This window comes from Flavobacterium sp. GW823-FHT06G12 (genome assembly GCF_058794775.1).
On record NZ_JBXAHE010000001.1, the window covers coordinates 745,004 to 771,271 of the forward strand.

Here is a 26,268-nt window from a genome sequence, read left to right on the forward strand (position 1 = left end):
GTCTTAAATTAGTAGGACACTGTTCAAACGGACATCATAACTATAATACGAAAATCATGTACAAACACACTATTATATTCAAAACAGGACAGTTGCTGCTTCCTGAAAAAACTGATCTTCATTTTGTCACAGATCTGCTGCACGTTGGACAGCTTGAACTTGATTATATAGGGAGCACTGCAGCTGTAAACAATAAAAATGCTAAAGAAGCTGCACTGCTGGTATTCCATTTTAATACAGATCGGCAGCTGGATTACAGCATGCAGGAATCAGAAATTAACCATCTTCTGTCAGAAATGCTTAAAAAAGGGAATCCTAAAATCAGTACAAGTGGCAATGACATAAAGGTTGATCTTTAAGATGGTACTAAAGAATAACTTATTAAAAAACAGTATACGCAAGAACTTTAAGAGGGAACTAAATCAATTTTTTGCTTCAGTCGAGCAGCAAGTATATTTGTATAATAGAACATGAAATTCAAATAATTTTGAAATATTAAACCGTTTTAAAATCAAATTTCATTTTCTGAAGAACAGTAATTAGGAAAAAATTAGATGTTATAAAATTATAATCCTTCTTGGTTCCAGGTGTTTGAATGCTATTAAGTTATCTAATTTAAAAATGCAATGTGCCGCAAATCTGCCATTAAAATTTGAGCAGTTTTAAAGATTATCAAATTAAATTTCTGATTAATAAGTTTGTTGAAAAATTAGAATATAAATAGGGTGTAATGTATTTGTTTTCAATTGATTAATTTTTTTTTTGATTTGGAAACTTTTGAGATTCAATGAGTGGGCAAATCTTTAATTTAGTAGTCTTTTTACTTGTTTTTTTGCAGATTTATCTGTACCTTATTTGTACCATTGTTTTGTAATGTACCGGTATATCTAGGTTTGTTACTTTTGAAGAGGTAAAATAATTTACTCCGTAAAGACGTATTGCGTCTTTACAATTGAATATGAAAACCGAGTCAGAAATGGCTCGGTTTTTTTGTTTGTATCAATTACGTAGAAATTCACCACAGTTCGTCTAAATCTAGGTTTTTCACAAACTGATAATTGTCATTTCCTGTTCGGATTCTTTTTCGTAATATTACTATTGTAAATTTTCATGAATGAGAAAGATCAAATACAAGAAAGGACGCAAGCTGCAACACATTACTTTAGAGTATACAGGCTCACATAAAGAGCATGAGACCGAAATGCAGCTTTTTGTATACGATGATGCCGATGTTATTGAATACGATAAGTTTACCGTCTTGGCTCTAAATTCTTGTTTTGATTATACTAAAAACAATTGGTTAAATATTCATGGCTTAAATGACATTAATCTTATTAAAACGATTGGCGCTCATTTTAAACTTGACGATTTTCTTTTGGCCGATATATTAAATACCACCAAAAGAACCAAGCTAGAAGAACAGCAAAACGTTTTATTCTTCAATATAAAATCACTTTTGCCTTCTGAGTATTCGGACAATCTTAGTGTCGAACAAATCAGTTTTATTTTGAAAGATGGACTTCTAATCTCTTTTCAAGAAAAACGAAGCGATTTTTTTACGCATATCAGAGAGCGTCTTCGCACACACGCAGGAATTGTTAGAACTAAAAAAGTAGATTATCTCCTTTATTTATTGCTTGATGCTGTAATGGAAAACTTCTACATTACGATTGAAGATGAAGAAGATAAAATCGAAGAATTAATTAATCAGGCTAAAAAAGGAGCACATCCTGTTATTCTTGAAAAAATTGAAAACCATCGTGATAATTTTAATTTTTTAAAACGTTCCATTGTACCGCTTCGAGATTCACTTTATTATTTAAAAACAATTAAAGATGATGACGAATCAAACGGCTTAATTCAGAAAGAAACATTTAATTTCTTTATTAGGCTACATCAAAAAAGTCTGGAACTTTTAGAACAAATAGAATCGGATATGAGCGCATTAGAAAGTGCCTCAAACTTTTATTTCTCGGAGCAAAGCCGAAAAATGAATGAAATAATGAAAACCCTGACCATTATTTCGGCCATATTTATTCCACTTACCTTCATCGTTGGGGTATACGGAATGAACTTTGAAAACATGCCGGAACTTAAAACCCAAAACGGCTATTTTGTGGTCATGGGCATTATGTTTCTGCTGGTAATAGCCCTAATTATCTATTTCAAAAAAAGACGCTGGTTTTAACGTTTGTTACAGCCGTAAGGAATTAGGATTTATGTAATTTTGTTATTTAGAATAAATATAAATAATTATGAGTAAAGCAATATATATAGCCACTAGCGACCATAATAGTGGTAAATCAATTATTACACTCGGGTTAATGAGTATTCTGATTGGTAAAACGGCCAAAGTAGGATACTTTAGACCTATAATAGAAGATTTTGTTGATGGGGAAGTAGATAATCATATCGAAACAGTTTTGTCCTATTTTAATCTAGATATTGAGTTTGATGATGCTTATGCGATTACCAAAAGCAGATTGATTAAGAAAAAGAATAAAGGAAAAATAGGAGAAGTTTTAGACACCATTATCGAGAAATACAAAAAACTCGAAGAACGTTTCGATTTTGTTTTGGTTGAAGGAACTAGCTTTACAGGTGAAGGAACTTCAATCGAATTAGATTTAAATGTTTTAATTGCAAAAAACCTCGGAATTCCAACTATAATTGTAGGTTCTGGAGTTGGTAAAACTTTAGAAGAACTTTTAGACAGTTTGTATTTGGTTTATGATTCTTTCAAAGTAAAAGAAGTTGAAGTTTTGTCGGTTTTTGCCAATAAAGTGCAACCAGAAAATATAGAGTTGGTTACGAGTAGTTTACAGAAAAGTTTACCGTCAAATGTGCTGGTTAATACAATTCCGTTGATATCGAGCCTTAATAACCCAACAATGCAGGAGATTGTACACGAATTGAATGCTAAAGTTTTATTTGGAGAAAATTATCTCAATAACGAAATTGGGCATTATAGTGTTGGAGCAATGCAATTGCACAATTATTTAGTGCATTTGCATGACAATGCTTTAGTTATTACTCCAGGAGATCGTTCAGATATTATTTTAGGAGCTTTACAAGCAAATGAATCGGCAAATTACCCGACGATTTCAGGAATTATTCTAACAGGAAATATTGTTCCAGAAGAAAGTATTTTAAAGCTTATTGATGGACTTTCTCCTATTGTGCCGATTATTGCTGTTGATGGCGGAACTTACCATATTACCAATAAAATTGGTTCGATTAAATCGGAGATTTATGCTAACAATACACACAAAATTGAAACATCGATTAATACTTTTGAAAAGTATGTTGAAATTGAAGCTTTGTCGCAAAGAGTAATTACTTTTCAGCCAGAAGGTATGACTCCAAAAATGTTTCAATACAACATGGTTAAAAGAGCCAAACAGCATAGGAAACATATCGTATTACCAGAAGGGAATGATGATAGAATTATTACTGCAGCATCAAGATTGTTAGACATGGATGTGGTTGATATTTCTATTATTGGAGACAAAAAACAAATCGAAAGTAAAGTTGCAGAACTCGGAATTACATTTGATTTTTCTAAAGTAAATATCATCAATCCGATAGAATCTGAAATGTATGAGGATTATGCTAATACGTATTATGAGCTTAGAAAAGCTAAAAACGTAAGTATTACAATGGCAAGAGATTTAATGGAAGATGTATCATATTTTGGAACCATGATGGTATACAAAGGTCACGCAGACGGAATGGTTTCTGGTGCAGCGCATACAACGCAACATACTATATTACCAGCCTTGCAATTCATCAAAACAAAACCCAATTCTTCTGTAGTTTCTTCTGTATTTTTTATGTGTTTAGAAGACAGAGTTTCTGTTTTTGGAGATTGCGCTATCAATCCAAATCCAACGGCAGAACAATTGGCAGAAATTGCGATCTCTTCTGCAGAATCAAGTTTAGCTTTTGGAATTGAACCAAAAATAGCAATGCTTTCTTATTCTTCTGGATCTTCAGGAAAAGGAGATGAGGTTGATAAAGTAAGAACGGCTACAGCAATTGTAAAAGAAAAAAGACCTGATTTAAAAATCGAAGGACCAATTCAGTACGATGCAGCAGTCGATTTAAGCGTAGGAAAAAGCAAAATGCCAGATTCTGAGGTTGCAGGGCAAGCCAGCGTATTAATTTTCCCAGATTTGAATACAGGAAATAACACCTACAAAGCTGTTCAAAGAGAAACTGGAGCTTTGGCAATTGGGCCAATGCTACAAGGTTTGAACAAACCTGTAAACGATTTAAGCCGTGGCTGTACAGTTGATGATATTATCAATACAGTGGTAATTACCGCGATTCAAGCACAAGGAATGTAAATAATTGTGAATTGCTAATGGTAAATTATGAATTATAATTTGCTTTAAAAATTGCCTTTATTTCAATTTTAATTCATGACATTAAAAATATAAAATAAAAAGTTTTGAGTCTTTAAAAAAACTCAGCACCTTAGAAACTTAGCATCTTAGAATCTTTAAAAAAAATGAAAATACTAATTATAAACTCAGGAAGTTCTTCAATTAAATACCAATTAATGATAATGCCAGAAAACGAAGTAATTTGTTCTGGAATGATTGATAGAATTGGCTTAGAAACTTCGAATATAACTTTTAAAACAGCAACAGCTTCAATTGAAGAAACACTTCCGATTTCGAATCATAAAGTAGGTTTACAGAAAGTAGCTAATATGCTTTTGGATCCTGAAAAAGGAGTAATTAAATCGACTTCAGAGATTGCTGCTGTTGGTCATCGCGTGGTGCACGGCGGAAGCGATTTTAGCGCAACAGTAAAAATCAATGACAAAGTAAAAGAAAAAATCAAACAGCTTTTTGAATTGGCACCTTTGCACAATCCTGCCAATTTAGAAGGAATTAATGTCGCAGAAGAAATTTTCAGTTCTGCAGAACAAATTGCTGTTTTTGACACCGCTTTTCATCAGACTATGCCAGAAGTAGCATATAAATATGCAATTCCGAATTATCTTTTAACAGAAAATAAAGTACGTGTTTATGGTTTTCATGGAACGAGCCATAAATATGTGTCTGAAAAAGCAATTAATTATTTAAAAGATAATTCTAAAATAATTACCATTCACTTAGGAAATGGTTGCAGCATGGCGGCTATTAAAGACGGAAAATGTATTGATACTTCAATGGGATTCTCGCCATCAAACGGTTTAATTATGGGAACGCGTGCTGGGGATATTGATCAATCTGTTATTTTTTATATGATAAAAAATTTAGGATATACTCCAGATGAAGTAAATGCTGTTTTGCTGAAACAAAGCGGAATGCTTGGACTTACAGGTTACAGCGATTTGCGAGATATTGAAGCAGAAGCAGAAAAAGGAAATAAAGATTGCCAGCTGGCATTACAAATGAATGCTTATAGAATTAAAAAGACAATTGGTGCATATGCAGCAGCTTTGAACGGATTGGATGCAATTGTTTTCACGGCAGGAATTGGTGAAAATTCGTCATTTATGCGTAATCTGATTTGTACCGACATGGATTATTTCGGAATTGAAATTGATACAACAAAAAATCAAATTCGTTCTAAAGAATTAAGAGAAATCAATTCAGATAAATCGACCGTGAAAGTTTTGGTCGTTCCAACTGACGAAGAATACGAAATTGCAAATCAGGTTTATCAGCTACTTGAAAATTAGAATAAAAATACCATCAAAAGAAACTCCTCAAGCTTGAGGAGTTTTTTTTGTCCTAAAAATGAATATTGAGTATCTTTGGGTTTAAAAACGAATATCTTGAAATCGATACTTTTTAAATCAGTTTTCTTCTTTTTCATCGCTTTACAACTTCAGGCTCAAGAATTACTTCCATTTGTCGAAAATTACAGCAAATCAGATTATCAGGGAGATAATCAAATCTGGAATGTGGCTCAAGGAAATGATAATGCGATGTACTTTGCAAATAATCACTATTTGCTTCGTTACGACGGAGTAAAATGGGAAAAATATACACTGCCAAACAAAACCATTATTAGATCTATTCTCATTGAAGGAGATAAAATCTATTCTGGTTCTTATAAAGAATTTGGCTATTGGTATCGAAAAGATGGAACAATGCATTATGTTTCTATTACCAAAAACCTCAGATTATTTGATGAAAAAGACAACGAAGAAATCTGGAAAATTTTCAGATTCAAAGGTTCCCTTTATTTTCAGTCTTTTAATGATGTTTTTATTTATGATGGAAAAACAATTAAGAAAATTAAATTTCCGTTTCTTATTTCCTATTGTTTTGGTGTAGATAACAATTTATATGTTGCTTCTGTTAAAGACGGAATTTATAAAATGAATGGCAAACATATTGCAAATCCAAAGGGATGGAATGTTTTAAAAAATACAGTTGTTCATGCCATAGAAAAATATAAAAATGAGACTTACATCTTTACACAGAAAAAGGGAGTTTTTATTGTAGAAAAAAATGGATTAAAAAGTTGGGATCATCCGATAAACGAAACTTTAAAATCGGCTACAATTAATGTGGCTAAGTTTGTAAAGAACGAAAAGTTAATTATTGGAACCGGAAATCGCGGAATTTTTATTTTAGATCTAAAAAATAATTCCTTTAAAAATATTGAGCGCGACAATGTTCTAATGAATAATTCAGTTTTAAGTTTAGGATTGGATAAAGAAAATGATTTGTGGGTTGGTTTAGATAATGGTATTGCGCACGTTGAGGTTAATTCTCCTATTTCTTTCTTTTACGATAATTCGGGTATTTTAGGATCGGTTTATGCGGTGGCATCCATTAATAAAGGCTATTTAATTGCTTCAAATCACGGTATTTTTGAATACAGTGCTGGAAAATTTAATATGATGCCCAATACGCAAGGGCAAGGCTGGAATATTTCTCAAATTGACGGAAAATATATTATTGGTCATAACGACGGTACTTTTTCGTATGAAAATAATACTTTGACCAAAATAAACGGAGTGAGCGGAGGATGGAATATGTCTAAAAGCAGTATTAATGATACTTATTTTCAGTCTACCTATAGCGGAATTTTGGTTTACGATGATCCTTCTAATATGTCTCATTATAAAATCATAAAAGATCTTGCCAAACCAATAAAATATGTTGCTCAAAACAAAAAAAATGAAATTTGGGCAGCCGATAATTACCGTGGTTTATATCGCGTTTCGTTAGATGACAGCTATAATACTTTAAAAGTTGAAAATGTCACGCAGCAGAGTAAGATGCAAAACGATTTTGGTATAAAGATTTTTGAGTTTAGAAAAGAAATACTCTTTCTTATTAATAATTCTTGGTATACCTACAATTCTTTATCTGCTAAATTGGAAGAAAACGAATTGTTTAATACAAATTTTAAAAATGTGACCGATGTCGTTTCTATAGACGACGATCATTTTATGGTTTTGCAAAATGGAATCTTGTATCATATTTATGCGCAAGGCAACAAGTTTGTTTGGAATATCATTCAAGAGAAATATTACAAAGGGAAATTGATTAATGAGAATCTAAGAATTTTCAAGAAAGGCAATTATTATTTGTTTAATCTAGATGACGGATTTGTTTCTCTTAAACTTCAATATGAAAATAGACAAAACTCAGAAGTAAAAATTGAAGCATTTAGTAATGACGTTTTAGTTCCAATTGATGAGAAAATAAAATTCAATACAGAATTAAAGATTAATGTCATTTCTGGAATTTATGGAGCTAGTAAACCAAATTTATTTTATAAGCTAGATAAAGAAAAAGATTTTCTCCCAATTTCTGACGGATTAATTGTTTTAAATAATTTAAACAGCGGTTATCATACAGTAGAAATATTCAAACATGATGGAGCAACTTATGACAAAGTTTCATTTTACAAATTTAAAGTTGCCGAACCTTGGTATTTTTCTTTTTGGATGATTCTACTGTACCTTCTTATTATCGGAACTGTTTTGTTTTTCTATTATAAGTGGAATAAACTTCGTTATATGCAAAAATTAAAATTGCAGGCTGAAGAATTAAAACATCAGAGAGAAATTCTTGAAATGGAGTTAAAGAAAGAAAATGAACTCAACATTCAAGAATATGAGAAACACATCTTAGAATTGGAATTGCAAGCAAAATCTTCAGAAGTAGCGGGCAAATCATTGTCGATTGCCAAGCAAACGGAAATGATTGATAAAATTCAAGGCATTTTGGAAACGGAAAAAGATTTTGGCAAACTTAAAAACGAAATTAGAAAAGCAATTAAGATTAATGAAGTGAATAAACACGAATGGGAAACTTTTGAAACCAATTTGAACCAAATTCACAATGAATTTATTATTAATCTTTCTAAAAAATATCCTCAATTAACTCCTAAGGATATAAAACTGTGTGTTTATCTTAAAATGAATCTTTCCTCTAAGGAAATTGCTCCAATGATGAATATCTCTTTTAGAGGCGTAGAATTGCACAGATATCGCCTTAGAAAGAAGCTAAACCTCACACAGGACGAAAATCTGTCAAAGTTTTTATTAAGTCTGTAAGATTTGGTTTTATTTTTTACAGATTTTATATTTTTCAATATCATTTTTTATATAATTACGATACATCATTACTACATCATAACGATATGTTAAAGGATTTCTGTTAACATTTATAGTACTGATAATCATTAAGGTAAAGTTAAAATTTAACACAGTGATGTAGCTATGCTGTAGTGTTATTTGATGTACTACAACGTTGTAATTGTTTAATTTGGCTCTACTAACTTAAACGATTACGTACTGTATGAAAAATTTTATTTTTAGCTTTTTAGCTCTCTTGCTATTGCCTACATATATGATGGGGCAAGCGCAAGCAATCAAAGGAAAAGTAGTTGACAGTAATGGAATGGGAGTTCCAGGAGCAATAATTGCTTCAGCTGACGCTAGGGCAACTGCAGATGCAGATTTCGACGGAAACTTTACAATTAATGCAAAACCTGGAGATATTCTAAAAGTCTCTATGTTGGGTTTTGATTCAGTTTCTGTACCAGCTACTGCCGCAACAATGACTATTACTTTAAAAGAAGCAGGAGATACTGCCTTAAAAGAAGTAGTTGTAATTGGGTACGGTACTAGAAAGAAAATTGATAATACTTCGGCGGTTAGCTCAATTAAGTCCGAAGAAATTACCAAAATGAAAGTAATGAATGCTTCTCAAGCTATTCAAGGAAAAGCTGCTGGGGTTCAGGTATCTACCTCAGATGCGCCAGGAAGTACTCCATCAGTGGTGATCAGGGGAGCAGGTACTGCATTAGGAGGAAGAAATCCTTTATATGTAGTAGATGGTATGCCAACTGATAACATCAATAACATTAATACTAATGATATTACATCTTACGAAGTATTAAAAGATGCTTCTTCATTAGCTATTTATGGTACTAGAGGTGCAAATGGTGTAATTATGATTACAACCAAAGCAGGAAAAGGAAAACTTACTGTAGATGTCGAAAGTTTTGCAGGAGTTAGATCTCCGTTAAAAACTGTAAAAATGGCAAATGCTGATGAGTATGTTCGTTACAGTAACGCCGCTTATAGTAACGATTTTCCACAAGGTAGATTCTCTGCTAATCAACCGTATAACACAAATTGGTTAGACGCAATTACAAGAACAGGGTCTTATACTCAGAACAATATTTCTGTTTCAGGTTCTTCAGAAAATGTAAAATACTTTTTCAGTCTTGGAAATTATGAAGAAAAAGGAATTTTAAACGGATCTGATTATGGACGTACTACTTTTAGAAATAACAATGAGTTCAAGCTTTCAGAAAAAGTTAAATTAACTCAAAATTTTAGTGTAAGTAATATTAAAAATACGCCAATGCCTTTGAGCGCATTTACAAATGCTTACAGACAATCACCATTAGTTCCTGTTCGTTATGCGGATGGTAAGTATGGAGTACCATTTATTTCAAACGGAGTAGTATCTGAAACGGGTACATCTTTTAATAATGTTGGAAATCCAGTAGCTCAATTAGATTATACAAATGAACAGCAAAAATCGGTTACTTTGCAAGGAGGATTAAAATTAGATTGGGATATTCTTAAATCTTTAAAATTCACATCACAATTTAATGGAGAGTATTATACTTATAAACAGTATAATTATGTAGATAATGTGGCTCTTTGGTTATCGGCAGATCCTACTCGTACAGTAGAAAAATATCCTTTAGATTTAAATAAAAATACTTTGACCAGAAGCAGAGATGAGTATTTTAATTGGAATTTATCAAACTATTTAACTTATAATAAGGTTTTTGCAGAAATTCATGATGTAGAAGTTACAGCAGGTATTGAGGCGAATGTTCAAGGTACAAGAGAAAAGTTAACGATTGACAGAAAAAATGTAAATCCAAATTCTAATTATTGGTCTTTGAAAGATGTTAACAATGTAGCTGATGTAACAGGTTATAAAGATGAAGCACTTAATCAAAGAAGATTGGCATCTTATTTTGCTCGTTTTCAATATAAATTAATGGATAAATATTTGCTTACTGGTACAGTGAGACGTGACGGTTCATCACAATTTAGTGAAGACAATCGTTGGGGAACATTTCCTTCTGTTGGTTTAGGATGGATTATTTCAAAAGAAAGCTTCTTAAGTAATGTAGAGCCAATTAATTTATTAAAACTTAGAGGATCTTGGGGTAGATTAGGGAATCAAAATGTACCTCTTAATACTCAAGTATTCACTTCAGGGGTAGATTATCCAGATCTTGGTTCAGGTACTACAATTAATTCTCAGGTTGATCCTAATTTATCATGGGAGATTGTGGAAGAACTTTCAGGAGGTTTTGATTTTGAAATGTTTAATAGCAGATTAAAAGGATCTTTTGATTTGTATGATAAAAATACAACAAACACAATTTTGAATGTTAAACCATATTCAACTTCAGGAATTACATTAGCTACTCCTGCACATGTTGGTGAAGTGTCTAACAAAGGTTATGAAATTGCATTGCGTTGGGATGATAAAATCAATGATAATTTAAGCTATTGGGTTGGTGGGAATTTCTCTCATAATAAAAATGAACTTACGAGTCTTAAAAATGTTCAGCTAAATCCAATTATTGGAGGAAGTTTAGGGAATGGTCAAAATACCAAAATCTTGGATAATACATCAGTAGGTCAACCATTAGGTAGCTTTTATATGTATGAGTACGCAGGTGTTGATCCAACAAATGGTCAAATGCTGTATTACAAAGCTGATGGTTCTAAAGTTCCTCAGACTGGCTTAGATGAACTTAAAGATAAAAAATATGTAGGTTCTCTTTTACCAACTTCTACTTATGGAGTTACTTTAGGATTGACATACAAAAACATTGACTTTTCTGTTGATGGTTACGGAACAGGAGGAGCAAAAGTATATAATGGAAAAAAAGCACAAAGATTTGGAGGAGAAAATGTAGAAGCTTCTATGGCTAATGGTTTTTGGACACCTACAAATACTACATCTTCAATTCCAGCGCCTTCGAACTTGACTCCTTACGCTTCAACGTATTACTTAGAGTCTGCTGATTTCTTTAGAATAAATAACATCACTTTAGGATATAAACTTCCAATAAAAGAGAACAACTTTATTAGCTATTGCAGATTATATGTAAACGCAATTAACCCATTTATTACACAAAAATTCTCTGGATTCTCTCCAGATGTAGTGTCTGATGGTAAATTAGTTGAAGGTACTCAGGGTGTTGAGCTAGATGCATACCCATCATTGAGATCTTTTGTAGTAGGTGCAAATTTAAAATTTTAATATCATGAAAAGAATATATATATCAATGTTTGTACTTTCTGGATTATTCTTATCTGGATGTTCAAATGATTTTTTGGATGTACAGCCAACAGAGTCTATTCCTGCTGACCCAGCTTTGGTAAATAGTGATGCTGGAGCTTCAAGTTTTGTAACAGCAATTTACAATCAATTTTTAGGCTGGGATATGTCTTCTTTTGGTTGGAATGCAGTTACAAGTATCATTAGCGATGATGCTGATAAAGGCTCTGATCCCGGAGATGCTGGTGGAGATAAAGATATTATGGATGCTTTAACATATAATGCTTCAACTCCGTCATTTCAGTCTACGTGGAATGCAAATTATGCTGGAATTAATAGATGTAATCAGGCTTTGGCTATATTTCCTAAGTTAGATCAGGTAACGCCTAGTTTAAAAGTTAGGTTAGAAGGAGAAGCTAAATTTATGAGAGCGTTTATGTACTTTACTTTAGTTAAAGGATACGGCGGAGTTCCTATTGTAGATCATTTGCCAATTCCTGGAAATGACTCAGACAGAATTATGCAATTAACCCGTAAAACTCCTGCAGAAGTTTATGCTTTTATAGAAAAAGACTTAACAGATGCTATTGCGAATTTACCAGAAAAATCGGCATACACTGGTAAAGATGTCGTAAGAGCTTCTAAAGGAGCAGCATATGCTTTATTAGCAAAAGTTAATCTATATCAAAAAAATTGGCAAAAAGTAATTGACAATTGCGATAAAGTAACTGGTTATTCTTTAGTTTCTGATTATTCTTTGCAATATAAAAAAGAAGGAGAATTTGGTCCAGAATCTATTTTTGAGATTGATGGGATTGGAGGAACTTCTAGCCCTGGATTTGGAATTGGAAATTACACTGTTTCTCAAGCGCCACGTGGCGCCGGAGGATGGGGTTGGGGATTCAATACACCAACTAAAGGCTTAGCAGACGCATACGAGGCAGGAGACGTTAGAAGAGCTGCTACAATTATTTTCAGAGGTTCAGTTTTGTATGATGGTAGAGAAGTTCCATCTACGGTAGCGAATGCAAGATATAATTATAAAGCATATTCATCATCTTTTTATAACCAAGAATTTACAGATACAAATCTTAGATATTTAAGATATGCTGAGGTTATACTAATGAAAGCTGAAGCATTAAACGAATTAGGAGAAACAGCAGCAGCAATTCCTTTAGTAAATCAAATTCGTCATAGAGCAGGTTTAGGAGATACTCCTTTTACTTCTCAAACTGATATTAGAAAAGCAATTTATAAAGAAAGAAGATTAGAATTTGCTTTTGAGCACGACAGATGGTTTGATATCGTTAGAACAGGACAAGCAGAAGCGGCTATGGCAGCAGATGGTAAAACTTTTATAGTTGGAAAACATGAATTATGGCCTCTTCCAACTACATTTATGAGAGAAGCAGGAACACTTTCACAGCAAAACCCTGGTTATTAATCAAAATCTTAAGAATCACTTCCTTCAGATTTCCTGAGGGAAGTGATTATTTATCAAAAATCTTAAATTTTTATAATGGTTAGAATTTCAGTTTTATTTTTAGCTTTTGCTTTTTTTAGTTGTGGATCAAAGGAAGATAAGTCAAAAGAAAATGTACAGGAAAATACTTCTGGCGTTACGGCATTAACAGATGAGCAACTTTTAGATGCTGTTCAAAAACAAACTTTTAAATACTTCTGGGATTATGCAGAACCAAATTCTGGATTAGCCAGAGAACGTTATCATCCAGACGGAGTTTATCCTGAAAACGATTCAAATATTGTAACAACAGGTGGCTCAGGTTTCGGATTAATGGCTTTAGTTGCAGGAATAGATAGAGGATATGTGTCTAAAGAAGAAGGAGTAAAAAGATTAGACAAAATTGCAGATTTCCTTGCAAAAGCAGATCGCTTTCATGGAGCGTGGTCACACTGGATTGACGGAAATACTGGAAAGGTAAAACCTTTTGGGACTAAAGATAATGGAGGAGATTTAGTTGAAACATCATTTTTAGTATCAGGATTTATTACTGTTCGAGAATATCTAAAGACAGGTAATGAAAAAGAGAAAGCTGTTGCAGCAAAATATGATGCACTTTGGAAAGGTGTTGATTGGCAATGGTACACAAATCAAAAAAATGTCTTATATTGGCACTGGTCTCCGAGCTATGCTTGGGAGATGAATTTCCCACTACAAGGATATAACGAATGCCTTATTACTTATGTAATGGCAGCATCTTCGCCAACTCATACAATCGATGCGAAAGCATATCACGAAGGATGGGCGAGAAGCGGTGGCATAGTTTCTTCAAAAACAAAATACAATATCCCACTTATTTTAAAGCACAACGGTGCAGAAGAATTTGGCGGTCCATTATTTTGGGCTCATTATTCTTATGTAGGTTTAGATCCGAATCAGTTAACAGATAAATATGCTAATTATTGGGATTTAAATGTAAATCAGACTAAAATCAATTATGAGTATTGTGTTCAAAATCCAAATAAAAATGCAGGTTATGGTCCAGAATATTGGGGTTTAACAGCTTCTTATTCTAGAAACCCTGATGGATCAATTGGATACAACGCACATATGCCAAGCAATGATCAAGGTGTAATTTCGCCAACGGCAGCAATCAGTTCAATTGTTTACACGCCAAAAGAATCGATGGCCGTAATCAGAAATTTATACGAAAATCATAAAGACGAAACTTGGGGAGATGCGGGGTTTTATGATGCTTTAAGTTTAGGAAATAAATGGGTAGCAAAACGTTATTTAGCAATTGATCAAGGCCCTGAAGTTGTAATGATTGAAAATTACAGAACAGGCCTATTATGGAAATTGTTTATGAACGCGCCAGAAGTAAAACAAGGTTTAACAAAACTTGGATTTAAATCTGGAAAATACGGAATTTAAGTCTCTATGAAAAATACATTAGCATTTATATTTATGTTGTTTTCTGTAGTTGTTTTTGGGCAGAGTGAAACAACTGGGAAAATCAATACGGTTATAATGTCTAAATACGAACTGGGTTATGTTTTGCATCGTCCAGCGAATGTTAAGGAGAAGAAGCCATTAATTGTTTTTATTTCGGGTGACGGAGAAAAAGGAACCGATTTAGAAAAGGTAAAAATTAATGGGCCTTTAAAATATTTAAAAACGAACCAATTAGATGCTTATGTTTTGGCTCCGCAATGCAAAGAAGACGAAAATTGGGATATAGAATCAATTTATCAGCTGATTGTGAAAATTCAGAAAGAAAATAAAATTGATTCAGAAAGAATATATGTTACTGGTTTAAGCTCAGGAGGTTGGGCTTCATGGAATTTGGCTTTTGCACATCCTGATCTATTTGCCGCAAACGTACCTGTCGCCGGCTTTGTAGATTTAATTCAGTTAGAAAAAGCATGTGAAATAGCCAATATTCCAACCAGAATTTTCCACGGATTACAGGATAATGTGGTAAATGTGAATTATGCAATCACAATTTATAATGAATTGAAAAAATGTAATGCAAAAGATGTAAAGCTGACCATTTTTGATGATGCAAATCATGACAGCTGGACAAGAGTTTATGATAACAAAGAGATCTACGACTGGATGTTGCAGCAAAGAAAAACGAATACAAACAAATAAATAGAATAGAATGAAAAACAAATTAGTCTTACTTTTTTTAGGATGCGCTGTTTTGGGTTATGCTCAAAAAAAGCCAGCTAAAAATACAGTGAAAATTAAACCAAAGTCTGAATTTGTGGCGGAATTAATGTCAAAAATGACTTTAGACGAGAAATTGGGTCAGTTAAACTTGCCAACATCTGGTGATATTACCACTGGGCAGGCAAACAGCTCAAATGTGGCAAAAAATATTGCTGAAGGGAAAGTAGGCGGTTTGTTCAACATTAAATCGGTTCAAAAAATTAAAGAAGTACAGAAAATTGCGGTTGAAAAAAGCCGTTTAAAAATTCCGTTGCTTTTTGGTATGGACGTTATTCACGGTTACGAAACAACATTCCCAATTCCGTTAGGATTATCTTGTACTTGGGATATGGGCTTAATTGAAAGAAGTGCGCAAATCGCTGCAAAAGAAGCAAGTGCAGATGGTATCAACTGGACATTCTCTCCAATGGTTGACATTTCTCGTGACCCAAGATGGGGAAGAGTTTCTGAAGGTTCAGGAGAAGATCCATATTTAGGAAGCCAAATTGCAAAAGCAATGGTTAACGGTTACCAGCAACACGATCTTACTAAAAATAACTCAATCTTAGCTTGTGTTAAACACTTCGCATTATACGGTGCTCCAGAAGGAGGACGTGATTATAATACAGTTGATATGAGCCACATCAGAATGTTTAATGACTATTTTCCTCCTTACAAAGCTGCAGTTGATGCAGGTGTAGGTTCGGTTATGGCTTCTTTCAACGAAGTTGACGGAATTCCAGCAACTGGAAACAAATGGTTAATGACAGATGTTTTAAGAAAACAATGGGGTTTCAAAGGATTTGTAGTAACAGATTTTACAGGAATTCCTGAAATGATTCCTCACGGAATGGGTGATTTACAGCAAGTTTCTGCTTTAGCATTAAACGCTGGAGTTGAAATGGATATGGTTGGAGAAGGTTTCTTAGGAACTTTGAAAAAATCTTTAGATGAAGGAAAAGTAAAAATCGAAACAATCGATAATGCTGTAAAACTTATTTTAGAAGCAAAATATGATTTAGGTTTATTCCAAGATCCATACAAATATTGTGATGAAAAAAGAGCGAAAACTGAAATCTTTACAACAGATAGCAGAAAAGAAGCACGTGATATTGCAGCTCAATCTTTAGTTTTATTAAAAAACCAAAATCAGTTGTTGCCTCTTAAAAAATCTGGAACAATTGGTTTAATAGGGCCATTGGCAGATGCTAAAGAAAACATGCCAGGAACTTGGAGTGTGGCTACAAGAATGGAAAATGCTGTTTCATTATTGAGAGGTATCAAAGAAGTAGCTGGAACAGGAACTAAAGTTTTATACGCTAAAGGAAGCAATTTAGATTACGATGAAACTTTTGAAACTAACGCCACAATGTTCGGTAAAACATTACACCGTGATGCTCGTACAAAAGAAGAATTATTAGCAGAAGCTTTAAAAGTTGCTGAACAATCTGATGTAATTGTTGCTGCTTTAGGAGAATCTGCAGAAATGAGCGGTGAATCTAGCAGCCGTACAAACTTAGAAATTCCACAAGCTCAAAAAGATTTATTAAACGCTTTATTAAAAACAGGAAAACCAGTTGTTTTGGTTTTATTTGACGGACGTCCGTTAGTAATTACTGACGAAGAAAAAACAGTTCCAGCAATTTTGAATGCTTGGTTTGCTGGTACAGAAGCTGGTTACGCTATTGCTGATGTTTTATTTGGAGATGTAAATCCTTCAGGAAAATTGACTTCAACTTTCCCAAGAAGCGTGGGACAATTGCCAATTTACTACGCACACAAAAATACAGGAAGACCTCTTTCTAACGCAGAAGGAAAATTTGAAAAATTCAGATCAAATTATATTGACGAAAGAAACGAGCCATTATTCCCATTCGGATTTGGTTTAAGCTATACCAATTTTGATTATTCAAACTTGAAAATTTCTTCTGATAAGATGGATTCTAACGGAAAATTGAAAGTAACTGTTGATGTAACAAACACTGGAAATTTTGACGGAAAAGAAACAGTTCAATTATACATTAGAGATTTAGTTGGTTCAGTAACTAGACCAGTTAGAGAACTAAAAGGTTTCCAAAAAATAGCACTTAAAAAAGGTGAAAAACAAACAGTAAGTTTTGATATTACTGTTGAAGATTTAAAATTTTATAACTCTGATTTACAATTCGTAGCCGAGCCTGGGCAGTTTGATATTTTCGTTGGAGGAAATTCAAACGCTGATAAGAAAGTTAGTTTTGAGTTAACTAAATAGTTGGTTTATTTGATTAGTTAAAAGCCCTTCGTTTGGAGGGCTTTTTTTCTAAAATGAATAACCTTTTTTGTAATTTTTTAACTACGATTATTATGAATAAAATTAAAATATTTAGTGCAGTGTGTCTTATTGCTTTTTCATTTTGTAATGCACAAAAGAATGCAATTGTAGCGCATCGAGGTGCATGGAAAAAAAACAATCTTCCCGAAAACTCAATTGCATCTTTAAGACATGCGATTGATTTAAAATTGCTAGGTTCAGAATTTGATGTTTGGAGAACAGCAGACGATTCACTTGTAATCAATCATGACGCACATTACAACAAACTGCTTATTGAAGAAACGAATTATGCAGATTTGATAAAATTTAAACTTTCTAACGGAGAAAAACTTCCGACCCTTCACGAGTACATTTCGGAGGGTATGCGTAATAATAAACACACTCTTTTAGTGTGCGAAATTAAACCTTCGGAAATCAGTAAAGAAAGAGGACAAAAAACTGCTGTAGCAGCTGTCGAAACCATTAAAAAACTAAAAGCCAATAAAAATACCTGCTACATCAGTTTTGATTATGATATTCTAAAGAAAATTAGAGAAATAGATTCTAAAACCTCTCTTCAATATTTAGAAGGAAATAAATCTCCAAAAGAAGTAAAAGCAGATAAAATTAATGGGGTTGACTATCATTATTCTGTTTTTCAAAAACATCCAGAATGGATACAGGAAGCTAAAGACAATAAGATTATCTTAAATGCTTGGACTGTTAATGACGTAAAAGATATGGATTGGATTATAGCTCATAAATTCAATTACATCACCACAAATGAACCTGAACTTTTAAAGGAAAGAAAGGAAGTCAAAAACTAATCTTCTTAAACTTTATTAAAGAAATCTAACCATGAAAAAGATATATAAACAACTTACGCCGATTTTGTTTTCGATGCTTTTCGGAAGCACTCTTTTGGCACAAAATTCTGGTAAAACAGAATGGTTTGACCCTAGCAGACCCGCAACAACCTATTGTAATCCGATAAATATTGGATACAATTTTACGACTCATAATCACAACGGAATTCCAGAATCACGCCGTTCAAGCGCCGATCCTGTAATTATTACTTATAAAGGCGAATATTATTTATTTGCTACCAATCAGGCAGGTTTCTTTTGGAGTAAAGATATGTCAGACTGGAATTTTGTTTACGGAAGTTTTCAAAGACAGCCAGGCGACGACGACCAATGTGCTCCTGCAGCTTGGGTTGTAAACGATACATTATTTTATGTTGGTTCAACTTGGAAAAGAGACCATCCAATTTGGAAAACAGCTGATCCAAAATCAGGAAGATGGACACGTCATGTAGATAAAGCAATGCTTCCAACTTGGGATCCTGCAATTTTTCAGGATGATGATAAAAAAGTATACATGTACTACGGTTCAAGCGGAAAATTACCACTTGTTGGAGTAGAAGTTGATTATAATACTTGGCTTCCAAAAGGAAATCAGGCTGATTATGCAACTTTGTATAAAGCGACAGAAGTAGAGGATATTCAGAAACCTTACGGACAAATTAAAGAAGTTGCCATTTTAGATCCTTCAGCTCACGGATGGGAACGTTTTGGGCCAAATAATGATATGGAACCAGCACCTTGGGGAAATTTTATTGAAGGTGCTTGGATGACGAAACATAATGGAAAATATTATATGCAATACGGAGCTCCTGCAACCGAGTTTAAAGGTTATGCAAATGGAGTTCATGTGGGAGATAATCCGTTAGGGCCGTTTACATATCAGAAACACAATCCGATGTCATATAAACCAGGCGGATTTGTAATTGGAGCTGGGCATGGAAACACTTTTGCCGATAATTATGGAAACTACTGGAATACTGGAACATGCAAAATTTCTATTAAAGATCGTTTTGAACGTCGTATAGATATGTTTCCAGCAGGATTTGACAAAGATGATGTAATGTATTCTATTACAGCTTATGGAGATTTTCCAATTGTATTGCCAACAAGCCAGCGTGATCAAACTAAAGGTGCTGCTTCAGGATGGATGTTGCTTTCGTATAAAAAGCCAGTAACTGTTTCTTCTTCTGAGGAATGTATGGAAGTGGAAACCCATAGAATGGATAATGGAGGGAAAAAAGTATATGAGAAGTTCTGTTACGGACCAGAAAATCTAACAGATGAAAATATTCAAACCTATTGGTCGGCAAAAACTAATAATCCGGGAGAATGGCTTCAAATGGATTTAGGAAGACCAATGGAGATTAATGCACTTCAAATCAATTACGCTGATCATAAAGCGACACAGTTTAATAAAGCAATGGATATTTATTATCAATATAAAATCTTTATGTCTGACGATGCTAAAAATTGGACTTTGGTAGTAGATAAATCTAAAAACGATAAAGATGCACCTCACGATTATGTAGAACTTACAAAACCAATCAAAGCGCGTTATATCAAGATGGAAAATATTCACAATGCATCTGGTTTATTTGCAATCTCTGATTTCAGAGTTTTTGGAAACGGATTGGCAGCAAAACCAAAATCGGTGGCTTCTTTCAAAGTAGACAGAAACAAAGCAGATTCTAGAAACGCTATGATTTCATGGAAAAAACAAGCAGATGCAATTGGTTATAATATTTATTATGGAATCGAACCAGATAAATTGTATAACAGCATTATGGTTTATGGTGACAATACGTATGATTTTAGAGGTTTGGATAAAGGCACAAAATATTATTTTACAATTGAGCCTTTTAATGAAAACGGAATCGGAACAAAAAATAAGATTATTGAAATAAAATAATCTTTATTTGCAAAATATGTAAAAGCTCTTATTACAGATTGAATAATTTGTAATAAGAGCTTTTTTTTGTTAAAAGATTAAAGAAAAGCGTTCAACTGTCAATAATTTTGTTCCTTTGTGAATGTGCCAAAAGCACTATAAACTCCAAAATTACTATCAAAACTATGAAAAAAACAATTCTTTTAACTGCATTAGTTTTAAGCGGATTGACATCTTTTGCACAGACAAATGATGAAAAAAACATTAAATTATTTTACAAAAAAGCTTTAACCGAGTCAAAATGCTACACATGGTTAGAATATTTATCTAACGATATTGGCGCTCGTTTGTCTGGATCTAAAGGAGCAGAACAAGCAGTTGAGTACACTAAAAGACAATTAGAAAGTTTAGGGCTTGACAAAGTTTATTTACAAGAAGTTATGGTTCCTCATTGGGTTAGAGGAGAAAAAGAAACAGCTTATATTCTTGATGGAAAAGTAAAAACTAATGTGCCAATTTGTGCATTGGGTGGTTCTGTTGCAACAGCAAAAACAGGTCTTACTGCAGAAATAATCGAGGTTCAAGGAATTAAAGAATTAAACGAACTTGGAGCAGATAAAGTGAAAGGAAAAATTGTTTTCTTTAACAGACCAATGAATCCTGAAAATATTGAAACTTTTACTTCTTATGGAGCTTGTGTTGATCAAAGATATGCAGGAGCAAAAGAAGCTGCAAAATTAGGAGCAGTAGGAAGTATTGTTCGTTCAATGAACTTGCGTTTGGATGATTTTCCTCATACAGGAACTCAAAGTTATGGAGATTTGCCAAAAGAGCAATATATTCCAACAGCGGCTATTAGTACAAACGGTGCAGAATTATTAAGTAAAACTTTAAAAAGAAATCCAGCTTTGAAATTTTATTTCAAACAATCTTGTGAAACTTTACCAGACGTATTATCTTATAACGTAATTGGAGAATTAACAGGAACTGTAAGTCCAGAAAATATTATGGTTGTTGGAGGACATTTAGATTCTTGGGATTTAGCAGATGGTTCTCACGATGATGGAGCAGGAGTAGTACAAAGTATGGAAGTAATTCGTATTTTGAAAAACTTAAACTACAAACCTAAAAATACAATTCGTGTTGTATTGTTTATGAACGAAGAAAACGGCGGAAAAGGTGGTGCTAAATACGAAGAAGTTTCAAAACAAAATAAAGAAAACCACATTTTTGCTTTAGAAAGTGATTCAGGAGGATTTTCACCAAGAGGGTTTTCAATTGAAGCTGATGATGCTAATTTGAAAAAAATTCAAGGTTATAAAGATCTTTTTGAACCTTATTTAGTGCACAGTTTTACAATTGGTCACGCAGGTTCAGATATTAGCCATTTGACTTCTCAAGCAATTGTAAAAGCAGGTTTAAAGCCAGATTCTCAGCGTTATTTCGATTATCACCACGCGGCAAACGATAAATTTGATGCAATCAATAAAAGGGAGCTTGAGCTTGGAGCAGCGACAATGACTACATTAATGTATTTATTAGACCAAAACGGAATCGAGACCAAAAAAGCTAACTAAGATTTATTTTGAAGCTGTTTTTAAATTTTATCACTATCTTATTTGTAACATTCGTATTTGGACAGCATAAATCTGAAGATACCTCTGGGAAATTATATATAAGCGAAAAAAAATATTCTATATTATTTCCTTATAACTGGCATCTTCAACAATCAGATTCTTTGCAAAAGAAGTTTATGCTTTTAAGCGAAAAAAGTTCGGCAAATGATAATTTTATTGAAAATGTAAGTTTACGGATTTCTGATCTTGGATATTCAGGAGTTAAAGCAAAAACAGTAAAAAAGATAATTGATAAAAGATTCGGAGTAAGCAGCGAAATTATTTCTAATCGTAAGGTTGTAAAAAACGGTTTGCAGGGACAAGAAATTGTTTACAAGCAATTAATGAGTAATGGTGTTTTCGGTACTATTTTGCAATATTTTTTTATTAAAGATAGAGATTTATACATACTTACTTTTTGTAGTAAAAGTGAAGATTATTTGTCTTATATGCCCGTTTTTCAATACATGTATGAGAATTTTGACATAAGATAAAATAGCATGTGTCTATCAAAAAAAAGCAGCAATCAATACTTGATTGCTGCTTTTTTTTGATAATTAGTATCGATTGAGATTAAAGTTTCATTACAATCAAATAAAATAAAAAGAGGATAGGAATATTAGAAAGCAAGATTAAAATTTTGATTCCGATATCTTTTCGCTGATGAGGTAAATGGATAAACTTTTCCATCAAATGAAAAAACATTATAATATTAACTACAATAGCAGCTAAAGCAAATGGCCATGCAATAACCAAAATTATAGAGTTTGCATTTGAAACAATATAAAGAATAAACAGAATTGTGCTGATTATAAATGTACCAACAGCCAATTCAATAGATTGTTTTTCTTCAAAAGGGGTGTGAATTGTTTTCATGTGTTTTTAAATTTTAAAAGTTTGCTGAATAGTTTTAACAGGCATAAAAAGCATTTTTGAAAAATCGAGATAATGAAATGCATTTGCTTTTCTTCCTCTTTTAAATTGATGAATAAAATAGTTGATACGTTTCGGATAAAAAATAGTTCCAGTTGCTATTACCATAAACAGATACAAGCTTTTTTTTCCGTTACCAAGCAGATAATACTGCATGCCAATTTCTTCATAAACTGAAACTCCCGTGTTGGTCAAAACATGAATAATGTCGTGATCTTCGAGTTTTTCCTGAATATCAAAATGATTCTTGTAGAGAAAACTTCCCAAGCCAAATCCTAGACTTTCTTCGGGATAATCCATTAGAGTGTTTTTATCAATATTCCAAGGATCATTTTTCTTAAAGTATTTTTGATATGGTTTTTTAGAACATTCATATAGTTTTTCAATTAAATAATCTCTCATAGTGTAGGTTTAAAAGTTCTTTGAATTTCAAAGTAAATGGCTAAATAAAAAAGCTAGAGACGATAAAGCAATCTAGCTTTTTACAATATTAATAAGTGTCAATTATTGTTTTTAATATATTAGAATCTGCAAGGTCAGAAGGAGCAACGACTTTTTCTTCTAATGGAATATCATTGCCATAACGCTCTTTTAGTATTTTTTGAACTCTCGGATCTTGCAAATTAAAATCTTTCAACTCTCTAAGTTTAGACAATTCAATTCCGGCGGCATTTTTATAAATCTTCCAAATCAATTCAGAGCAATATATTCTGTTGTCAGTCCATTCAAAATAAGCATCATATTCTTTACCGTCAAATTGCTGGCTGTAATCTTTCATTTTTTGCAAAACTTCAGGTTTTAAAATGTTATCATCTTTTAGTCGTTTAACAACATATTTACTATCCTTTCCATGTTTAATCCAATCTTCTAGCGGAGTAAGTTTTACAGGCTGAACAGCTTCAAAAACAAACCATTTTCCATTAATGTCGTAAATAATTCCGCAGTGAGAAAATTTTGAGTTTGTAGCAATACGAACTGCTTCACATTGTTGAGATTCTGAAGTCTGAAAAATAAGATCTCCATCTTTAAACTTGCTCGCTATTGTTTTTTCTTCTTTATTTCCCGTAAACGGATTATTAGGAAAAACTTTTATTGCTACAAATAAGGCACAGCCAAAGCTCAAGAAAAAAGTAATAATGGGAAATAGATATTTTTTGTTTTTCATAAAGTATAAATTAAAGTACTTTGAGTTACAAAGTAAATAATAAAAAAAATAGCTGCCAAATAAAATGACAGCTATTTTCTAAATATATTTTACGAAATATTAGATTCTAAATATACCTCCAACAGCAATAATTCGTTGAAAATAAGTAAAGTGTTGAGACGCTTTATCTTCATTACTTGTTGTAGTTTTGATATCCGGCATGTTGATATAACCTCCTTTTAACTCTCCTTGAACATAAAAATGTTTGAAAAAAGTAATGTTAAGACCTGCTTTTGCAGAAACCCCATAACCAGAAACATGAAAATCATCATGACGTTCTTTACCTAAAATAGTAGTGTTGGTTTTTGGATATAAAACCCCGGCGCCAATACCTTCAGTTAAGTTAATCTGAACTTTATCAATATTTGGCAAACCAAACCATTTCGAGATATCATCAAATCTTGCAACTTCCGTATTAATGTAGTTTAAACCATCTGTATGTTCGTACATTAAAAAAGCTGGACCGTTTACATTTATTTCACCTTTGCCATAACCACCTTCTTTAGCTCCACCTTGAGACATATCTACAGGTGTGTTATTGTAAGTGCCATTGTAAATTGATGCAGGATCATCTGCAGGTAAATTGATGTTTCCAGTAACATTTGCAATTTGATTTTGTGCCATTACATATTTCATGTGGTCAACACCAATTGTAACACTGTAATGATCGCTAAAAAAGTAACCCAATCTCAAATTTGTCTGAGGAATTGTCATATTAGCAGGATTAATATAATCAACATGCCATCCTTTTGGTTTGTCATGAGCTGCCATATTTTCAACTGTAAAGTTGTAATCCTTACCCCTAAAGTTTACATCAGATTTTGAGTAACTTTCTCTATTGCCACCCCACATAACAAAGAATTTTCCTTTGTTGTGAGCAGCATATTTTTGTACTGGTATTTCTTCCTGAGCAAATGTGTTTAAAGAAACACAGATCAGTAAGAAAAATAAAATTTTTGTTTTCAAAGAACTTAAGTATTATAATTTAAAATGCGTTAACTGTTTTTCTGATGGCAACTAACTTATTCATTAGGCCTTCAAAATAGTCTAAATGAAGCATATTAGCACCATCACTTTTTGCGTTTGCAGGGTCAAAGTGTGTTTCTATAAAAATACCATCAACACCAACTGCAATACCTGCTTTTGCTACTGTTTCGATCATGTCAGGTCTTCCGCCTGTAACTCCAGCTGTCTGATTTGGCTGTTGTAAAGAATGTGTTACGTCTAGAACTGTAGAAGCATATTGCTGCATAGTAGGAATACCTCTAAAATCTACAATCATGTCTTGGTAGCCAAACATTGTACCGCGATCTGTAACCATAACATTTTCGTTATTACAGTCTAAAACTTTTTGGACAGCGTGTTTCATACTTTCTGGACTCATAAATTGTCCTTTTTTCAAGTTTACAACTTTTCCAGTATTTGCAGCGGCCACAACAAGATCTGTCTGACGAACTAAGAATGCTGGAATCTGTAATACATCTACGTATTGAGCAGCCATATCAGCATCTTCGTTAGTATGAATATCTGTTACAGTTGGAACATGAAAAGTTTCTGAAACTTTTCTTAAGATTTTTAATGCTTTTTCGTCTCCAATTCCAGAAAAACTGTCAATTCTAGAACGGTTTGCTTTTTTAAAAGATCCTTTAAATACATAAGGAATCTGTAGATTGTCGGTAATACCAACTAGTTTTTCAGCAATTCTAAGAGCCATTTCTTCTCCTTCAATAGCGCAAGGTCCCGCCAATAAAAAGAAATTTCCGCTATCAGTATGCTTAATTTGTGGAATATGTTGTAAGTTCATAAAGTTATTTTTTTGCAATGCAAAGGTAGTCATGATTTATGAATAGCAGATGAAGATTTAAGATTATTTTAAGAAGTCGAATAACTGGCTACGAGCTTAGTAGAATTAATGAATTGCTAAAATTTCTTTAAAATGATTAAATGCTTTTTCCGAGGCAATATTAAAGCATGAAAATAAACTA

General features: G+C 32.9%; 19 protein-coding genes. 14 read left to right on the forward strand and 5 right to left on the reverse strand.

All coding sequences use genetic code 11. The annotated features are described in order from the left end of the window. Positions 1–56 precede the first annotated feature (56 nt). The 14 genes from AC1Q5Z_RS03260 (at position 57) to AC1Q5Z_RS03325 (ending at position 22,640) form a co-directional block, all read left to right on the forward strand. Positions 57–359, forward strand: a complete 303-nt coding sequence (locus tag AC1Q5Z_RS03260) for a hypothetical protein (protein ID WP_492443809.1) — start codon at positions 57–59, stop codon at positions 357–359. A gap of 755 nt (positions 360–1,114) precedes the next feature. Continuing rightward, a complete protein-coding gene (gene corA, locus AC1Q5Z_RS03265; protein ID WP_343588863.1) occupies positions 1,115–2,188 on the forward strand; it encodes a magnesium/cobalt transporter CorA in 1,074 nt (357 codons plus the stop codon). A gap of 67 nt (positions 2,189–2,255) precedes the next feature. Then, the gene (gene pta, locus AC1Q5Z_RS03270) at positions 2,256–4,349 is read left to right on the forward strand and encodes a phosphate acetyltransferase (RefSeq protein WP_343588862.1); all 2,094 of its coding nucleotides are present in this window, start codon (positions 2,256–2,258) and stop codon (positions 4,347–4,349) included. A gap of 164 nt (positions 4,350–4,513) precedes the next feature. Further along, entirely contained in the window at positions 4,514–5,698 is a 1,185-nt protein-coding gene (locus tag AC1Q5Z_RS03275; protein ID WP_343588861.1) for an acetate/propionate family kinase, read from the forward strand. A 96-nt stretch (positions 5,699–5,794) separates the two neighbouring features. Further along, the gene (locus tag AC1Q5Z_RS03280) at positions 5,795–8,539 is read left to right on the forward strand and encodes a helix-turn-helix and ligand-binding sensor domain-containing protein (RefSeq protein ID WP_343588860.1); all 2,745 of its coding nucleotides are present in this window, start codon (positions 5,795–5,797) and stop codon (positions 8,537–8,539) included. Positions 8,540–8,783: 244 nt separating this feature from the next. Beyond that, positions 8,784–11,792 (forward strand): SusC/RagA family TonB-linked outer membrane protein, encoded by a 3,009-nt coding sequence (locus AC1Q5Z_RS03285; RefSeq protein ID WP_198856150.1) that lies wholly within the window; start codon positions 8,784–8,786, stop codon positions 11,790–11,792. Positions 11,793–11,796: 4 nt separating this feature from the next. Beyond that, positions 11,797–13,254 (forward strand): RagB/SusD family nutrient uptake outer membrane protein, encoded by a 1,458-nt coding sequence (locus AC1Q5Z_RS03290; protein WP_343588858.1) that lies wholly within the window; start codon positions 11,797–11,799, stop codon positions 13,252–13,254. A gap of 75 nt (positions 13,255–13,329) precedes the next feature. After that, positions 13,330–14,706 (forward strand): glucoamylase family protein, encoded by a 1,377-nt coding sequence (locus AC1Q5Z_RS03295; protein WP_343588857.1) that lies wholly within the window; start codon positions 13,330–13,332, stop codon positions 14,704–14,706. A gap of 6 nt (positions 14,707–14,712) precedes the next feature. Beyond that, entirely contained in the window at positions 14,713–15,426 is a 714-nt protein-coding gene (locus AC1Q5Z_RS03300) for a carboxylesterase family protein (protein WP_343588856.1), read from the forward strand. Between the two features lie 10 nt (positions 15,427–15,436). Further along, complete coding sequence (gene bglX / locus AC1Q5Z_RS03305) at positions 15,437–17,737, forward strand: beta-glucosidase BglX (RefSeq protein ID WP_492443810.1); 2,301 nt, start codon at positions 15,437–15,439, stop codon at positions 17,735–17,737. A gap of 92 nt (positions 17,738–17,829) precedes the next feature. Further along, entirely contained in the window at positions 17,830–18,603 is a 774-nt protein-coding gene (locus tag AC1Q5Z_RS03310; protein ID WP_492443811.1) for a glycerophosphodiester phosphodiesterase family protein, read from the forward strand. Positions 18,604–18,634: 31 nt separating this feature from the next. Further along, complete coding sequence (locus AC1Q5Z_RS03315) at positions 18,635–20,551, forward strand: discoidin domain-containing protein (protein ID WP_492443812.1); 1,917 nt, start codon at positions 18,635–18,637, stop codon at positions 20,549–20,551. A gap of 164 nt (positions 20,552–20,715) precedes the next feature. Then, on the forward strand, positions 20,716–22,107 hold the full coding sequence (locus AC1Q5Z_RS03320; RefSeq protein ID WP_343588852.1) for a M20/M25/M40 family metallo-hydrolase: 1,392 nt from the start codon (positions 20,716–20,718) through the stop codon (positions 22,105–22,107). A gap of 8 nt (positions 22,108–22,115) precedes the next feature. Continuing rightward, a complete protein-coding gene (locus AC1Q5Z_RS03325; protein WP_343588851.1) occupies positions 22,116–22,640 on the forward strand; it encodes a PsbP-related protein in 525 nt (174 codons plus the stop codon). A 79-nt stretch (positions 22,641–22,719) separates the two neighbouring features. Here AC1Q5Z_RS03325 and AC1Q5Z_RS03330 read toward each other — a convergent pair whose 3' ends face one another. From AC1Q5Z_RS03330 to kdsA, 5 genes are all read right to left on the reverse strand, one after another. Continuing rightward, positions 22,720–23,022 carry a hypothetical protein gene (locus AC1Q5Z_RS03330; protein ID WP_492443813.1) on the reverse strand — a complete coding sequence of 101 codons (303 nt, stop codon included), beginning with the start codon at positions 23,020–23,022 and terminating at the stop codon, positions 22,720–22,722. A gap of 6 nt (positions 23,023–23,028) precedes the next feature. Continuing rightward, a complete protein-coding gene (locus AC1Q5Z_RS03335) occupies positions 23,029–23,481 on the reverse strand; it encodes a hypothetical protein (protein WP_492443814.1) in 453 nt (150 codons plus the stop codon). Positions 23,482–23,569: 88 nt separating this feature from the next. After that, positions 23,570–24,244: a YiiX family permuted papain-like enzyme gene (locus AC1Q5Z_RS03340; RefSeq protein ID WP_492443815.1), complete on the reverse strand. Its 675-nt coding sequence runs from the start codon at positions 24,242–24,244 to the stop codon at positions 23,570–23,572. Positions 24,245–24,343: 99 nt separating this feature from the next. Continuing rightward, a complete protein-coding gene (locus AC1Q5Z_RS03345) occupies positions 24,344–25,249 on the reverse strand; it encodes a hypothetical protein (protein ID WP_343588848.1) in 906 nt (301 codons plus the stop codon). Between the two features lie 19 nt (positions 25,250–25,268). Further along, positions 25,269–26,087 carry a 3-deoxy-8-phosphooctulonate synthase gene (kdsA, locus tag AC1Q5Z_RS03350; protein ID WP_095927741.1) on the reverse strand — a complete coding sequence of 273 codons (819 nt, stop codon included), beginning with the start codon at positions 26,085–26,087 and terminating at the stop codon, positions 25,269–25,271. Positions 26,088–26,268: the final 181 nt, after the last annotated feature.